The organism is Stenotrophomonas sp. YJH_SMC_25 (assembly GCF_059369595.1).
In genome coordinates, this window is record NZ_JCAFSV010000009.1 from 152,427 (window position 1) to 168,160 (window position 15,734).

At 67.7% G+C, this 15,734-nt stretch carries 15 protein-coding genes; 7 read left to right on the forward strand and 8 right to left on the reverse strand.

Annotation, left to right across the window (positions count from 1 at the left end; translation table 11 throughout):
- The first annotated feature begins 311 nt into the window (after positions 1-311).
- The 5 genes from zwf to eda all read left to right on the forward strand — a co-directional run bounded on the left by zwf (position 312) and on the right by eda (position 6,312).
- Positions 312-1,748: a glucose-6-phosphate dehydrogenase gene (zwf, locus tag AC5P7E_RS13995; RefSeq protein WP_005409072.1), complete on the forward strand. Its 1,437-nt coding sequence runs from the start codon at positions 312-314 to the stop codon at positions 1,746-1,748.
- On the forward strand, positions 1,745-2,752 hold the full coding sequence (gene glk / locus AC5P7E_RS14000) for a glucokinase (RefSeq protein ID WP_062606063.1): 1,008 nt from the start codon (positions 1,745-1,747) through the stop codon (positions 2,750-2,752). The genes zwf and glk overlap by 4 nt, the downstream gene beginning before the upstream one ends.
- On the forward strand, positions 2,749-3,471 hold the full coding sequence (gene pgl, locus AC5P7E_RS14005) for a 6-phosphogluconolactonase (protein ID WP_005412970.1): 723 nt from the start codon (positions 2,749-2,751) through the stop codon (positions 3,469-3,471). Before glk ends, pgl begins: the two co-directional genes overlap by 4 nt.
- A gap of 58 nt (positions 3,472-3,529) precedes the next feature.
- Positions 3,530-5,446 (forward strand): phosphogluconate dehydratase, encoded by a 1,917-nt coding sequence (gene edd / locus AC5P7E_RS14010; RefSeq protein ID WP_114618648.1) that lies wholly within the window; start codon positions 3,530-3,532, stop codon positions 5,444-5,446.
- Between the two features lie 206 nt (positions 5,447-5,652).
- Complete coding sequence (eda, locus tag AC5P7E_RS14015; RefSeq protein ID WP_005409068.1) at positions 5,653-6,312, forward strand: bifunctional 4-hydroxy-2-oxoglutarate aldolase/2-dehydro-3-deoxy-phosphogluconate aldolase; 660 nt, start codon at positions 5,653-5,655, stop codon at positions 6,310-6,312.
- Positions 6,313-6,642: 330 nt separating this feature from the next.
- Here the strand turns inward: eda and AC5P7E_RS14020 are convergent, their stop codons facing one another.
- From AC5P7E_RS14020 to ispG, 3 genes are all read right to left on the reverse strand, one after another.
- The gene (locus tag AC5P7E_RS14020; RefSeq protein ID WP_005409067.1) at positions 6,643-7,290 is read right to left on the reverse strand and encodes a response regulator; all 648 of its coding nucleotides are present in this window, start codon (positions 7,288-7,290) and stop codon (positions 6,643-6,645) included.
- Between the two features lie 200 nt (positions 7,291-7,490).
- Positions 7,491-8,240 (reverse strand): phosphatase PAP2 family protein, encoded by a 750-nt coding sequence (locus AC5P7E_RS14025; protein ID WP_005409066.1) that lies wholly within the window; start codon positions 8,238-8,240, stop codon positions 7,491-7,493.
- The gene (gene ispG / locus AC5P7E_RS14030) at positions 8,221-9,486 is read right to left on the reverse strand and encodes a flavodoxin-dependent (E)-4-hydroxy-3-methylbut-2-enyl-diphosphate synthase (RefSeq protein ID WP_005409065.1); all 1,266 of its coding nucleotides are present in this window, start codon (positions 9,484-9,486) and stop codon (positions 8,221-8,223) included. Before ispG ends, AC5P7E_RS14025 begins: the two co-directional genes overlap by 20 nt.
- A gap of 114 nt (positions 9,487-9,600) precedes the next feature.
- Here ispG and AC5P7E_RS14035 point away from each other — a divergent pair, with 114 nt between their 5' ends.
- Both AC5P7E_RS14035 and AC5P7E_RS14040 read left to right on the forward strand, forming a co-directional pair.
- A complete protein-coding gene (locus tag AC5P7E_RS14035) occupies positions 9,601-10,827 on the forward strand; it encodes an ATP-binding protein (RefSeq protein ID WP_005409064.1) in 1,227 nt (408 codons plus the stop codon).
- On the forward strand, positions 10,824-11,387 hold the full coding sequence (locus AC5P7E_RS14040) for a response regulator transcription factor (protein ID WP_005409063.1): 564 nt from the start codon (positions 10,824-10,826) through the stop codon (positions 11,385-11,387). Before AC5P7E_RS14035 ends, AC5P7E_RS14040 begins: the two co-directional genes overlap by 4 nt.
- A 138-nt stretch (positions 11,388-11,525) precedes the next feature.
- Here AC5P7E_RS14040 and pgi read toward each other — a convergent pair whose 3' ends face one another.
- From pgi to panB, 5 genes are all read right to left on the reverse strand, one after another.
- Positions 11,526-13,040, reverse strand: coding sequence for a glucose-6-phosphate isomerase (gene pgi, locus AC5P7E_RS14045; RefSeq protein ID WP_111189192.1), 1,515 nt, complete (start codon positions 13,038-13,040; stop codon positions 11,526-11,528).
- Positions 13,037-13,417: an aspartate 1-decarboxylase gene (gene panD, locus AC5P7E_RS14050; RefSeq protein WP_005409061.1), complete on the reverse strand. Its 381-nt coding sequence runs from the start codon at positions 13,415-13,417 to the stop codon at positions 13,037-13,039. The genes pgi and panD overlap by 4 nt, the downstream gene beginning before the upstream one ends.
- 87 nt (positions 13,418-13,504) lie before the next feature.
- Positions 13,505-14,002 (reverse strand): hypothetical protein, encoded by a 498-nt coding sequence (locus AC5P7E_RS14055; RefSeq protein WP_114618646.1) that lies wholly within the window; start codon positions 14,000-14,002, stop codon positions 13,505-13,507.
- A gap of 66 nt (positions 14,003-14,068) precedes the next feature.
- Positions 14,069-14,908 (reverse strand): pantoate--beta-alanine ligase, encoded by an 840-nt coding sequence (gene panC / locus AC5P7E_RS14060; protein ID WP_065183334.1) that lies wholly within the window; start codon positions 14,906-14,908, stop codon positions 14,069-14,071.
- On the reverse strand, positions 14,905-15,720 hold the full coding sequence (gene panB, locus AC5P7E_RS14065; RefSeq protein ID WP_114618645.1) for a 3-methyl-2-oxobutanoate hydroxymethyltransferase: 816 nt from the start codon (positions 15,718-15,720) through the stop codon (positions 14,905-14,907). The genes panC and panB overlap by 4 nt, the downstream gene beginning before the upstream one ends.
- Positions 15,721-15,734: the final 14 nt, after the last annotated feature.

A 15,734-nucleotide genomic window follows, 5' to 3' on the forward strand; every position in this document is an offset into this window, starting at 1 on the left:
ACTGCCTCGGCCCTCCCGATGGCAGTGATGATTGCGCGCTTGCCGCATGACGGCGAGCACTGCAATCGAATACAGTTGCCCATTCTGCCATGTAAACGTTTTCACGTGGCACTATCCGATGATCGGTGCGCACCGATCTGCGTCGGCGGTTGAACGAAGGTTCCGCCGAGGTAGTGGTTTCGAATGGAACGGTCTTCCGGTACCCCGGAGAACGCCCCCAACGAACCTCGGACAGGCAGTTGCGCGGATGTCCCCCGAACCCAGCCATGAAGCGATTGACAACGATGTCACCCGGATCTGAAACTCGAGCGATGCACGACACCCTCTTCCTGTTCGGTGCCACAGGTGATCTGGCCCAGCGCTACCTGTTCCCTTCGCTGCTTCGCCTGCTTGGCGACGGCCTGCTGCCGGAGGACTTCCGCATCCGCGCACTGGCGTTGTCCGGGCATGACACCGAAGCCTTCCATGACATCCTGCGCCCGCGCCTGCAGCAGGCCATGCCGATGGCCTCGCAGGACGACATCAACGGCCTGCTGCGCCGCATCGACTACCGTTCGGTCGACCTGCGCGACGTCGACTCGGTCGCCGCCGCTGTCTCCGATCTGGTGCATCGCAAGTGCGTCAGCTACCTGGCCATTCCGCCGGGCCTGTACATCTCCACCTGCGAAGGCCTGGCCAAGGGTGGCGCCCTCGCCGCGCCGGCACGCTTGATGCTGGAGAAGCCGATCGGCAGCGACAGCGAGAGCGCCGAGGAAATCATCAGCACCATCGGCCAGTGGATCGACGAGGACCGTGTGTTCCGTCTCGACCACTACCTGGGCAAGGCGGCGGTGCAGAACCTGATCGCCCTGCGCTTCGGCAATACGCTGCTGGAAGCGGTATGGAACCGCAACTACATCGAATCGGTGCACATCCTGGTGGCCGAGAGCGAAGGCGTGGATGGCCGCGACGCCTACTACGCCCGCTCCGGCGCGCTGCGCGACATGGTGCAGAGCCACATCCTGCAGCTGCTGTGCATGGTGGCGATGGAGCCGCCGGCCTCGCTGGAAGCCGATCGCATCCGCGACGAGAAGGTCAAGGTGCTGCGCGCGCTGCGTCCGCTTGATGCCAGGCACGCCGCGCGTGACAGCATCCGCGGCCGCTACACCGCCGGTACCATCAACGGCCAGCCGGCGCAGGCCTACCAGCCGCCGGAAGGCAGCGACGTGGAAACCTTCGCCGGCGTCACCGCGCACATCGACAACTGGCGCTGGAGCGGCGTGCCGTTCCACCTGGTCACCGGCAAGCGCCTGCCCGAGCGCACCACCCGCGTGGTGGTCACGCTGAAGCCGGTCACCCACTGGCTGTTCGAGCGCCCGCAGCGCGCCCAGGCCGCACCGAACCGCCTGGTGTTCCAGCTGCAGCCGCAGGAGAACATCGAACTGGGACTGATGAGCAGCCTGGCCGGCCCGGAATGGGGCGCGCTGGAACTGCATCCGCTGGAACTGGAACTGTCGGTGCCGACCGGCCTGCATCGCCGCATCGCGTACGAACGCCTGTTCCTGGATGCGTTCAACGGCAACCACACCTTGTTCGTGCGTGACGACGAAGTGCGCGCCGCCTGGGCGTGGATCGACAGCGTGGCCGACGCCTGGAAGGAGGCCAAGCTGCCGCTGGAACCCTATCCCGCCGGCCAATGGGGCCCGAGCAACGCAACGGAGTTCCTGCCGCAGGGCGTGGACGCACCGGACAGCGAGGCGTCGGCATGAGTGCCAACTCGCAGCCGGTGCTGGTCGCCGACATCGGTGGCACCAACGCCCGCTTCGCCCTGGCCGACACCTCGCTGGACGCGCCATTGCTGAAGGAGAGCATCCGCGAGTACGCAGTGGCGGAGTTCCCGTCGCTTGGCGATGCCGCCCGCTATCACCTTGAGCAGATCGGCGCTGCCGCCAGCCGCGGCGTGTTCGCGGTGGCCGGTCGCGTAGACGGTGACGAGGCACGCATCACCAATCATCCGTGGGTGATCTCGCGCAGCCGCACCGCGGCGATGCTCGGTTTCGACGAGCTGCACCTGATCAACGACTTCGCCGCACAGGCAATGGCGATCTCGCTGCTGCAACCCGAGGACGTGGTCCAGGTCGGTGGCGCCGCCTGGGTCCCGGGCAAGCCGGGCCAGCCACGCAACTATGCGGTGATCGGGCCCGGTACCGGGCTCGGCGTCGGGGGCCTGATCCTGCGCCACGGCCGCTGCTACCCGCTGGAAACCGAAGGCGGCCATGTCAGCTTCCCGCCGGGAACGCCGGAGGAGATCCGCATCCTGGAGATCCTGTCCGAGCAATTCGGCCGCGTCTCCAATGAGCGCCTGATCTGTGGCCCCGGCCTGGTCAACATCCATCGCGCGGTGTGCGAGATGGCCGGTATCGACCCGGGCCAGCTGCAGCCGGTGGACGTGACCGCCCGCGCCCTGCATGGCGATCCGCAGGCAATGCGCACCGTCGATGTGTTCTGCGCCGTGTTCGGCGCCATTGCCGGCGACCTGGTACTGACCCAAGGCGCCTGGGACGGCGTGTTCCTCACCGGTGGACTGACCCCGAAGATGCTCGATTCGCTGCAGCACTCCGGGTTCCGCCAGCGCTTCGAACACAAGGGGCGGTTCTCTTCGATCATGGCGCGGGTGCCGTCGCTGGCCGTGATGCATCCCCATGCCGGACTGCTGGGCGCCGCCGCCTATGCCGCCGATGCCGAACGTGACGCACCTGGAGTTGCCGCATGAGCCCCACCTTCCACGACGACCGCGTCGAGTTCATCCACCATGGCGATGCCGACGGCTGGATCGAAGCGGTAGCCGCCGAGATGGCGCAGACCCTCAACCACGACATCAATGAAGTGGGCCGCGCCCGCATCCTGTTGTCCGGCGGCACCACGCCGGCACCGGTCTACCAGGCGCTGGCCGAACTGGACGTGCACTGGGACCGGGTTGAAGTGAGCCTGGCCGACGAGCGCTGGCTGTCGCCGCAGGATCGCGACAGCAACGCATGGCTGGTGCGCGAGCACCTGCTCAAGCGTGCCGAGGGTGCGCATTTCGATCCGCTGGTGCGCATTGGCAAACCCCTGCCGGAATGTGTGTACACCGCCAACCTGCAGGCCCAGCACAGCCAGCCGCCGAGCCTGGTGGCACTGGGCATGGGCAACGACGGCCACACCGCCTCGCTGTTCCCCGGCTCGAAGGACCTGGCCCGCGCACTGGAAAGCACCCTGCCCTACGCGGCGCTGGATGCCACCGGCTGCCCGGGCGCGAACCAGTGGCCGCTGCGCATCACGCTGACCCCGCATGGGCTGCGCCAATGCCGCCAGCGCCTGCTGCTGCTGCGCGGCAAGCAGAAGCTGCAGGTGCTGCGCCAGGCGTTGGACAGCAACGACGCCCAGCAGTACCCGATCCTCAACGCGATCAACCTGGAAGGCGCGCGCCTGCGCGTCCACTGGGCTGATTGATGTCGGCGGCGGCGCCCTGCCGCCGCTTGCCTCTCGCCACCTTGAACGCCGGTAGCCAATGAGCCTCCATCCGCAACTGCAAGCCATCACTGAGCGCGTCATCCGCCGCAGCGCCGCCTCGCGTGCCGCCTACCTGGCCGCGATCGACGCCTCCCTGCGCGAAGGCCCGTTCCGCAGCCGCCTGAGCTGCGGCAACCTCGCCCACGGATTCGCCGCCTGTGGCGGCACCGACAAGAGCCGCCTGCGCGGCGGCGTAACGCCGAACCTGGGCATCATCACCGCCTACAACGACATGCTCTCGGCGCACCAGCCGTTCGAGACCTATCCCGAGCAGATCCGCGAGATCGCCCGCGAGCTCGGTGCTACGGCACAGGTGGCCGGCGGTGTGCCGGCGATGTGCGACGGCGTCACCCAGGGCCGCGGTGGCATGGAACTGTCGCTGTTCTCGCGCGATGTGATCGCGCAGGCGACCGCGATCGGGCTCAGCCACGACATGTTCGACAGCACCGTCTACCTCGGCGTGTGCGACAAGATCGTGCCCGGCCTGCTGATCGGTGCGCTGGCCTTCGGCCACCTGCCGGCGGTGTTCGTGCCGGCCGGCCCGATGACCCCGGGCATCCCCAACAAGCAGAAGGCGGAAGTGCGCGAGCGCTATGCCGCCGGCGAAGCCACCCGCGAAGAGCTGCTGGAAGCCGAGTCCGCCTCGTACCACGGCGCCGGCACCTGCACCTTCTACGGCACCGCCAATTCCAACCAGGTGCTGCTGGAAGCGATGGGCGTGCAGCTGCCGGGCGCGTCGTTCGTCAATCCGGGCACGCCGCTGCGCGACGCGCTGACCCGCGAAGCGACCGAACGTGCACTGGACATCACCGCACTGGGCGACGACTTCCGCCCGCTGGGCCGGATCATCGACGAGCGCGCGATCATCAACGCCGTCATCGCGCTGATGGCCACCGGCGGTTCGACCAACCACACCATCCACTGGATCGCAGTGGCGCGTGCCGCCGGTATCGTGCTGACCTGGGACGACTTCGACGAACTGTCGCAGCTGATTCCGCTGCTGGCCCGCGTCTATCCGAACGGCGAGGCCGACGTGAACCGCTTCTCGGCCGCTGGCGGCCCGGCGTTCGTGTTCGGCGAGCTGATCAAGGCGGGCCTGATGCACGGCGATCTGGTCAGCGTGGCGCGCGGCGGCATGGCCGACTACGCACGCGAACCGCAGCTGCGCGATGGCCAGCTGGTCTACCTGCCGGGCCTGGAACGCAGCGCCGATGACGAAGTGGTGCGTGGCGTCGACAATCCGTTCGAGCACCAGGGCGGCCTGCGCCTGCTGCGCGGCAACCTCGGCAAGTCGCTGATCAAGCTGTCGGCGGTAAAGCCGCAGTACCGCACGATCGAAGCGCCGGCCGTGGTGGTCGATGCACCGCAGGTGCTGAACAAGCTGCACGCCGGTGGCCTGCTGCCGCAGGACTTCGTGGCGGTGGTGCGTTACCAGGGCCCGCGTGCCAACGGCATGCCCGAACTGCATTCGCTCGCGCCGCTGCTGGGCCTGCTGCAGAACCAGGGCCGGCGCGTGGCGCTGGTCACCGACGGTCGCCTGTCCGGCGCCTCGGGCAAGATTCCGGCGGCGATCCACGTGACGCCGGAAGCGGCACGCGGCGGTCCGCTGGCCAAGGTCCGCGAGGGCGACATGATCCGCCTGGATGGCGAGGCTGGCACGCTGGAAGTGCTGGTGGACGCGGCCGAATGGGCGGCACGTCCGCTGGCGCCGAACACAGCACCGGCTGCGCATGACCTGGGCCGCAACCTGTTCGCGATCAACCGTCGCGTGGTGGGTCCGGCTGATCAGGGCGCGATTTCGATTTCGTGCGGGCCGGCGGCGGCTGATGGCGGGCCGTGGGAGTACGACGCGGAGTATGAGCTGGGGCACGATGCCGCAGCGGCGGCGGCGCCGCATGAGGCAAAAGACGCCTGAAGCGAAAAGCCGCGGCAGGCTTCCCGGCCTGGGCAGTAGAGCGCCCTGGCCGGGACACGCCGTAAACCCTTCCATGGGGGCTCGGTCGCGGCATCCATGCCGCTCACGGTCCCGGCCAGGGCGCTCTACTGCCCTTGGACAATTCCCGGCGCGTCATTTGCGCTGCGGCCACTGAATCAAGAAGAGCAAAAGGCAAGGGCAAAAGCATGGGTATCGAACAACATCAGGTGAAGGCGGCGGAGCTGTTGCGTGCGGCGGGCATCCTGCCGGTGGTGACGATTCATACGCTGGACCAGGCGCGGGCGGTCAGTGCGGCGCTGCTGGAAGGTGGCTTGCCGGCGATCGAGCTGACGCTGCGTACGCCAGTGGCGATGGAAGCATTGGCGATGCTCAAGCGCGAGCTGCCGGACGTAGTGGTGGGTGCCGGTACGGTGCTGACCGTGGAGCAGATGCAGCAGTCGATCGATGCGGGTGCGGACTTCCTGGTGACCCCGGGTACGCCGCCGGCACTGGCTGATGCACTGGCCGCCGCACCGCTGCCGGTGGTGCCGGGTGCGGCCACCCCGACCGAGCTGCTGTCGCTCTACGCCCGCGGCTTCCGCGTGTGCAAGCTGTTCCCGGCCACGGCTGTGGGTGGCCTGGCAATGATCAAGGGACTGGCCGGCCCGGTGGCGGACCTGAAGCTGTGCCCGACCGGCGGCATCACCGAGAACACCGCCGCCGAATACCTCGAGCAGAAGAACGTGGTCTGCATCGGTGGTTCGTGGATGGTGCCGGGCAACTGGATCGCCAACGGCGAATGGGACAAGGTGCGCGCCAGCGCCGCAGACGCCGCCAAGATCATCCAGCGCGTACGCGGCCACTGAGCCCGACAAAGGTGCAGAGCCGAGCCCACGCTCGGCTCCGGCATCATCAGGGGTCAGAGCCCTTTCCCACCGGGAAAGGGATCCGACCCCGGGCGACGAGTGCGGAAAGCGCGCGACCCGCTCCTGCTCTTCCTTCTTCATTCCGCAGTGGCGGCGCACGGAAACCGTCCGTGGCCCGGCGGAGGGATTGCGCAGGGGCGTAAGCGCCATGGATGGCGCGCCCGAGCCTCCAGGGATGGATTCACGGCGTCCCCTGCGCAATCCCTCCGCAGGGCCAACCCCACGAATCCCGCCGCACACCGCGAGGGGCTCAGCCGTTGGCCGAACCCCTTACAGCGGCCGTGCCGGATCCACCAACCCGTACTGGCTGGCCATCCGCGCCAGCGCGATGTTGTCGTGGATCCCCATTTTCTCGAACAACCGCGCCTTGTGCGTGTTCACCGTCTTCGCACTCAGGCTCAGGCGCCGCGCGATGTCTTCCTGGCGCAGGCCCTGGGTCAGCAACAGGGCCACCTCAAGCTCGCGCGGCGACAGGTTGTCGAACGGCGAACCATTGCCTTCCACTGTCGACAGCGCCAGATTCTGCGCGATGCTGGTGCCCAGGTAGCGACGACCGGCCGCCACATCACGCACCGCACGCAGCAGTTCCTGCGCATCGCAGCCCTTGCCGATGTAACCGGCCGCACCGGCTTCGAGCAGGCGCTTGGGCAGCGGGCCGTCTTCCAGTACCGACACGATCACCACGCGGGTATTGCGGTGGCTGCGGACGATGCGCTCGGTCACTTCCATGCCGCTCACGCCCGGCAGGTGCAGGTCGCACAGCACCACATCCGGCAGCAGCTGGCGGACTTCACGCAGCGCGTCTTCGCCGGTCTCGGCTTCGCCCACCACCTCGATGTCGGTTTCCCCCGACAGAATCATCTTCATACCGGTGCGGACCAGCGCGTGGTCATCCACCAGGTAGACTCGAATCGTCATTCATGTACCTCTTCGAATGCGGCCATTGCAGGTCAAGCTAGGCAGGGTGCCGATACCCTGCAAGCGCGTCCGGAATGCGGCATCGGCGATCTGCCTTGCGCATCACAGTACCGCGCGTTGTGCTTGCCCCCTGTCTTGCAGAACCTGCTGCAACGAAACAACTGATCTATCACGTAGACGTCCCTCAAGGGCCATCCACGTCAAACCCCCTGTGTTGGTGCTTCGCTGGCCTTCGCTGGCGGCGGGCCGTGACGTCGCCAAGGGTGCCGGCGACTGAACATGACCAGATAGCACCCTACCACCCAAACCAGCGCGGCACACCATCCGGCCAGGATGTCGGAGGGGTAATGCACCCCCAGATAGACCCGCGACACGCTTACCAGCAGGCTGAACGCGGGTGCCAGCATCAGTACCGGCCAGCGCCAACGGGTGTTCCAGGCGAGCAGTACCAAGGTCACGGCAAGGGTCATCGAACCCATCGCATGCCCGCTCGGGAAGCTGAACGTCGATTCCGGCGCGATCGATTCCCACAGGCTGGGGCGCTGCCGCTGGAAGAACTGCTTGCTGCCCATGTTCAGCAGCGCCGACCCTACGAAGCTGACCGCGACGAAGGTCGCCTCGCGCCAGCGCCGGTAGCCCAGCAGCACGCCGATGATCAGCACGTCGGCCGGGATCAGGAACCACTCGTAGCCCAGTTTCGAGATGAGCACGAAGAAGCGGTCCAGCCACGGCGAATGCAGGCCATGCATCTGCCACAGCAGGGGCGCGTCGAAATGGAACGATTCAAACTCGTGCACTTCGTCCGCCAGGGCAACAAAGCCTGCCAACGGCAGCAGCACGCCACCGAACAACAGGACCAGGCGCCAGGCGTTGCGCGCCATCCAGTGGCGGAAGCCGGAGGCGGACTCCGGTGCGGCGAGGATCGCAGGCTTATCCGGCGCTTCGGACATACGTGTGTTCGACGTAATCGTCGATCAGGGCGACGAACTCCTGGGCGATGTTGTCGCCACGCAGGGTCACCTTCTTCTCACCATCGACGAACACCGGCGCCGCAGGCGTCTCACCCGTGCCCGGCAGCGAGATGCCGATGTTGGCGTGACGCGATTCGCCCGGCCCGTTGACGATGCAGCCCATCACCGCCAGGGTCATGTTCTCCGCCCCCGGGTGGTGGATCTTCCACAGCGGCATCTTCTCGCGCACGTGGTTCTGCACCACCTTGGCCAGCTCCTGGAAGAACTCGGAGGTGGTACGGCCGCAGCCCGGGCAGGCCGTGACCAGCGGCGTGAAGGCACGCTGGCCGGTGGTCTGCAGCAGTTCCTGGGCGACGATCACTTCCTGCGTGCGCGACTGGCCCGGCTCCGGGGTCAGCGAGATGCGGATGGTGTCACCGATGCCTTCCTGCAGCAGCACGCCCAGCGCCGCGGACGATGCCACGATGCCCTTGCTGCCGATACCGGCCTCGGTCAGGCCCAGGTGCAGGGCGAAGTCGGAGCGCTGCGCCAGGTCGCGGTACACCGCGATCAGCTCCTGCACGCCACTGACCTTGGCCGACAGCACGATGCGATCGCGCGGCAGACCCAGCTCCACCGCCTGCTCGGCCGAATCCAGCGCCGAGCGGATCAGCGCCTCGCGCAGCACGCGGCCGGCATCCCAGGGCTGTTCGCGCAGGTTGTTCTCGTCCATCAGCTTCGCCGCCAGGGCCTGGTCCAGCGAGCCCCAGTTGGCGCCGATGCGCACCGGCTTGTTGTAACGGATGGCGAATTCGATCAGCTGGGCGAACTGCAGATCCTTCTTCTTGCCGAAGCCGACGTTGCCCGGGTTGATGCGGTACTTGGCCAGTGCTTCGGCACATGCCGGTTCGGCGGTCAGCAGCTGGTGGCCGTTGTAGTGGAAATCGCCGATCAGCGGTACGTCGATGCCCATCATCGCCAGCTTGTCGACAATGCGCGGGATCGCCGCAGCGGCTTCCACGGTATTGACGGTCAGCCGCACCATCTCCGAACCGGCACGCCACAACTCGGCCACCTGCTTCACGCTGGAGGCGACGTCGGAGGTGTCAGTGTTGGTCATCGACTGCACCACCACCGGCTTGCCTCCGCCCACGGTGACTCCGCCGATCTGGACGGCATGGGTCTGGCGGCGCGGCCAGGCAGTGGCATCGGAGGGCGGAGTCGGGCGGGTGACGGCGTCGTGCATGGGCGCATTCTACCGCCCGGCCCTGCATTCGGGGTGACTCGCATTCAGCCGGCGGCACGGCTGCGGCCGATTGTCGCAGGCACGGTCACGCACGAACGCATACGATGAGCGTGAATGACCGGTCCCGACGCCCCGTTTCTCCGAACCCTGTGCAGCCTGCGCTGGCTTGCAGTAGGCGGCCAGGCCGCCACCATCCTGGTCGCCACCTGGGTGCTGGGGCTGCCGTTGCCGCAGCTGCCGCTGTGGGCCGGCGTGGCGGTGCTGGCCCTGTTCAACATCTATACCCAGCTGCGCCCGGAAGCGGCCGACACCGCACCGCTGACTGCATTCGGCCACATCCTGGTGGACGTGATCATCCTGACCTGGATGGTCGGCTGGAGCGGTGGCATGGCCAATCCGTTCAGCTCGCTGTTCCTGATCCTGATCGCACTGGCCGCGTTCGCCCTGCCCCTGCGCTGGGCGCTGGCGGTGGCGCTGGCCTGCCTGCTCGGCTACGCCGCCAGCGGCATCTTCGGCCAGTCGCTGCCGGATGGCTATTTCCGCGCGCAGGACCTCAACCGCTGGGGCGTGGTCGCCAATTTCCTGATTTCCGCGGCGGTCGTACTGGCCTTCTCCACCCGCCTGGCGCTGGCGCTGCGCCAGCGCGAACTGGAACTCTCGGCCCTGCGCGAACGCTTCGCCCGCAACGAGGGCATCGTCGCTCTGGCTACCCATGCCGCCTCGGTGGCGCATGAACTGAACACGCCGCTGGCAACCATGACCCTGCTCGCCGACGACGTGGCCGAACGCAGTGAAGAGCCGGAAGTGCGCGAGGACATGGAAACCCTGCGCGAGCTGCTGGTGCAGTGCCGTGAGCGCGTGCTGGCGCTGGCCGCACCGGCCTCGGCCGATGCGCCCGGACGCAGCCATTCCAGCGCGCAGCAGGTGCTGGAGCAATGGCGCCTGGTGCGACCGACCATCGACCTGCACCGCAACGACGATGCGCCGCTGCGGCTGCCGCTCGACCCGGGCGTGGGCCACCTGCTGATGGTCCTGCTCAACAATGCCGCCGATGCCGGCGAACAGGCCGGCCGGCCGCGCGTGGACCTGGACCTGCGCATCGAAGGCGACGATCTGATCGGCGAAGTACGCGACTACGGCCACGGCTTCAACGCGCGCGCCGCGGTGCTGCCGGGCAAGCTGTTCGGCAGCAGCAAGAGTGAAGGCATGGGGGTCGGCCTGGCCCTGTCCCATGCCACGATCGAACGCCTCGACGGCGAGATGTGGATGCGCCCGGCCCAGGGGGCCGGCAGCCGCGTCGGCTTCCGCCTGCCGCTGGCCCCACGCGAGGAAACCCCATGAGCGCCTCAACCCTCGGCCTGCTGGTCGACGACGACGAACTGTACCTGCGCACCCTGCAGCGCAGCCTGGCCCGCAAGGGACTTGAAACGCAGACCGCGCAGGATGCCGCCAGCGCGCTGGCACTGGCGCGCCAGCACCCACCCGCGTTCGCCCTGATCGACCTGAAGCTGGGCAGCGATTCCGGCCTGGCGCTGATCCAGCCGCTGCGTGCGCTGCGCGCGGACATGCGCATCCTGCTGGTGACCGGCTACGCCAGCATCGCCACCGCGGTGGAAGCGATCAAGCTCGGTGCGGACGATTACCTGCCCAAGCCAGCCACGGTACCGATGATCCTTCGCGCTTTGGGCGAGGAGGATGACGGCCCGGCCGACGATGGCGAAATGGAAGTGCCCGACGCGATGACACCGATCAGCCGCCTGCAGTGGGAACACATCCAGCAGGCGATGCACGAGACCGGCGGCAACGTGTCGGCAGCCGCGCGCCTGCTCGGCATGCACCGGCGCTCGCTGCAGCGCAAGCTGGCCAAGCGGCCCAGCCCGGAACGCGACCCGAGCCGCTGAGGCACCACGCCCTTCATGGTAGTGCCGGCCGCAGGCCGGCAACCCGTCCGCTCTGGTAGTGCCGGCCGCTGGCCGGCAACCAGGTGATGCTTCAATCGTTCATGAGGTCGCCGGCCAGCGGCCGGCACTACCAGAGCCTCAGCGCTTCAGCTGCGCAAGGATCTCGCGGGTCATCGGGTCGGCAACGGCCACATCCTCGCCCTGCAGCGCCGGCAGCAGGCCGCTGGCCAGCTGCTTGCCCAGTTCGACACCGAACTGGTCGAAGGCGTTGATGTTCCAGATCACCGACTGCACGTACACGGCGTGTTCGTACATGGCGATCAGCGCACCCAGCGCCTGCGGGGTCAGCGCGTCGAGCAGGATCAGCGTGCTCGGGCGGCCGCCCGGGTAATCACGGTGCGGGTCGTCGCTGCCCTGGCCATTGGCCAGTGCTTCGGTCTGCGCCAGCAGATTGGCCAGCAGGGCCTGATGATTGATCGTGTAGGGATCGTCGTTGTGCACGCAGCCGATGAAGTCGGCCGGAACGATGCTGGTGCCCTGGTGCAGTGCCTGGAAGAAGCTGTGCTGCACATCGGTGCCCGCCCCGCCCCACCACACCGGCACGGTATCGGTGGTGACCGGCTGGCCATCACGCTGCACACGCTTGCCCAGGCTTTCCATCACCAGCTGCTGCAGGTAGGCCGGCAACAGCGCCAGGCGCTGGTCGTAGGTCATCACCGCATGCGTGGCATGGCCCAGCAGGTTGCGGTTCCAGATGTCGGTCAGGCCGTGCAGCACCGGCAGGTTGCGCTCCAGCGGTGCATCCAGCGCATGCGCATCCATCTGCGCAGCACCTTCCAGCAGCTGTTCAAAGCGATCGAAGCCGATCGCCAGCGCGATCGGGAAACCGACCGCAGACCACAGCGAATAGCGGCCGCCGACCCAATCCCACATCGGCAGCACACGATCGGCGGCGATGGCAAAGGCCTTGGCGGCACGTTCCGGATTGGCACTGACCGCGTACAGGCGATCGCTGCCCCCCAGCCAGTCGTGCAGGATCTGGCCGTTGAGCAGGGTTTCCTGGGTGCCGAAGGTCTTGGAGATCAGGATGCCGGCGGTCTTGGCCGGATCCAGCGTGGCCAGCGTACGCTGCATGGCCGCGCCGTCCACGTTCGATACGAAATGCACGCGCAGGCGCGCACCGCTGACCGGACGCAGCGCGTCGGCGACCAGGCGCGGGCCAAGGTCGGAACCACCGATGCCGACACTGACTACATCGGTTACGCCACTGTCTTCCAGCGCGCGCACCAGCACGCCCATGCGCTGGCGGATCTCGCGCGCGGTGGCATAGGCCTCGGCCGCCACCGGCGCATCGACCACGTCGCCGCGCAGTGCGGTGTGCAGCGCGGCGCGACCTTCGGTCAGGTTGACCTGCTCACCACGGAACAGGCGGGTGATGGCACCACCGACATCACGGTCGGCAGCCAGCGCCAGCAATGCCTGCAACGCCGCGGCATCGTATTTCTGCCGGGCGAAGTTGACGTACAACGGACCGACCCGCAGCGCCAGGTCCTGCACGCGGCCGGGTTCGGCGGCGAGCAGGCCGGGGATGCTTGCGCCCTTCAGGCGCTGGGCGTGGGAATGCAGCGAGTCGAATCCGTTGTTCGTTGTCATGCGGCCTGGGTCGGGATCGTGTCGTTGGTGTGGGTGATCTGGTTCTTGCCATCAACGTACACCAGCTTCGGCTTGAAGCTGTCGGCTTCCTGCTCGGTCATGCTGGCGAACGCGGCAATGATGATGATGTCACCGACCTGCACGTGGCGCGCGGCGCCACCGTTGAGCGAGACAACGCCGCTGCCGGCTTCGGCGCGGATGGCATAGGTCGAGAAGCGCGCACCGTTGGTCACGTCCCAGATGTGCACCTGCTCGAACTCGCGGATGCCGGTGGCAGCCAGCAGGTTGTCATCGATGGCGATCGAGCCTTCGTAGTTCAGCTCGGAATGGGTGACGGTGGCGCGGTGGATCTTGGTCTTGAGCAGGGACAGGTGCATGGGGGCGCTGCAACGGCAAAGGAAAGAGCGGATTCTAGCACCCGCTTGGCCGTCGTCAGGGGCCTGCGGCAGGACGCTGAAGGCCGTTCAGGCGCCCTCGCCCGGCGGCGGCGCCGTGGCATGGACGGCACCGCCCTGCAGTGACAGCCTGAACACCGTATGGAAGGCCAGCCCGGAGGCCAGGCCCAGGCCACCTGCAGCCAACACCGTCAGCCCATAGCTGATCACATCGAATGTATCGACATAGCGCAGGCGCTGCAGCAGCGGCCCATGGATCGCGCCCGGCCATTCATGGATGGCCATGGCCAGCGCGCCCAGAGCAGCCCCTGCAAGCACGAAGCGGGGCCGGCGCAGGAGCCGCCGAGATCGCGGGAGCAGCGCCATCGGCAGGAACACCGCGATGGCGCTGCAGACGCCCAGCCCGAACATCAGTCCACCGCCGGTGAGCGCGGGCATCGGCGTGCGCCTGAATTCAAATGCGAACAACAGGCCGCCAAACAGTTGGGCCGGCAGCATGCCGGCAGCCAGCACGGCCAGGATCAACACCTGCGCAAGCCGACCAGCGTCAGTGGAGGGTGTCTTCATTGCCGTTCTCCCGTCCATGGGAAGGTGCGAGGCGCCCATTGTGGGCGCCCCCGGGCCGCATGCGGCTCAGAACTCCAGGTTGTCGATCAGGCGGGTGGAGCCCAGGCGCGCGGCGATCAGCGCTACGCGGCCACCGCCATCGAACGTCGGCTCGGCCAGCTCCGGGGTGCGCAGCACCGCATAGTCAACCTGGAAACCGGCCGCCTGCAATGCCGCCGTGGCGTCGGCCTCGATGCGATCACGCGCCTGCCCGGCCACGTAGCCTTCGCGCATGCCCAGCAGGGTGCGGTGGATGGTGGTCGCGACCGGGCGCTGTTCGGCGCTCAGGTACTGGTTGCGCGAACTCTTGGCCAGGCCATCCTCGTCGCGCACGATGTCCGCGCCGACGATCTGGATCGGGAACGACAGCTCAGCCACCATCTGCCGGATCACCGCCAGCTGCTGGTAGTCCTTGCGGCCGAACACGGCCACGTCCGGCTGCACCTGCAGGAACAGGCGCGCCACCACCGTGCAGACGCCATCGAAGTGGCCCGGGCGGCTGGCACCTTCCAGCACCTCGCTCACGCCGGGCGCGTGCATCTGCGTGGTCTTGTCCACGCCCAGCGGGTACATGGCCTCGACGCTGGGCAGCCACACCGCATCGCAGCCGACCTGCTCAAGCCCGGCCACATCGGCCTCGGGCGTGCGCGGGTAACGGCTGAAGTCCTCGTTCGGCCCGAACTGGGTCGGATTGACGAAGATGCTTGCCACCACCCTGTCGGCGTACTGGCGGGCCAGGGTCACCAGCGAATGATGGCCACCGTGAAGGTTGCCCATGGTCGGCACCAGCGCCACGCGCAGGCCCTCGCGCTTCCACTGGGCGATCTGCCCGCGCAATGCGCCGAGCTCGTTGAAGGTCTGGATCATGAGGCGTAAGCGTGCTGTTCGTCGGGGAAGCTGCCGTCGCGCACGGCGTCGGCGTAGGCGCGGGTGGCACCGGCCACCGAACCGCCTTCGGCAAGGAAGTCCTTGACGAACTTGGGACGGCGATGGCCGCTGTCCAGGCCGAGGAAGTCGTGCAGCACCAGCACCTGGCCGTCGCACTGCGGGCCGGCACCGATGCCGATGGTCGGCACATCCACCGCGGCGGTCACTTCCGCGGCGACCGGGGTCGGCACGCATTCGAGCACCATGATGCTGGCACCGGCCGCGGCCACGGCCTTGGCATCGTCGACCAGCTGGCGGGCGGCATCGCCGCGGCCCTGGATCTTGAAGCCGCCCAGGCGCAGCACCGATTGCGGGGTCAGGCCCAGATGCGCACAGACCGGAATCTCACGCTCAACCAGGTAGCGGATGATGTCGACCTTGAAGCCGGCACCTTCGATCTTGACCATCTCGGCACCGGCCTGCAGCAGCTGCAGCGAAGCATCCAGCGCGCGCTCCGGAGTGGCATCGGCGCCGAACGGCAGATCGGCCACCAGCAGCGCGCGCTGCAGCACACGGGCCACGGCGCGGGTGTGGTAGACCATGTCGGCCACGGTCACCGGCAGGGTCGAATCATGGCCCTGCACGACCATGCCCAGCGAATCGCCAATCAGGATCAGGTCGACACCATTGGCATCGAAGGTGCGGGCAAAGCCAGCGTCGTAGGCGGTCAACATGACCAGCTTCTGGCCATTGCGCTTGGCCTCGGCCAGGGCGGGAACGGTCCAGGGCTTGCTGTCTGCGTGGGTGCTCATGTGCTGATAACCGG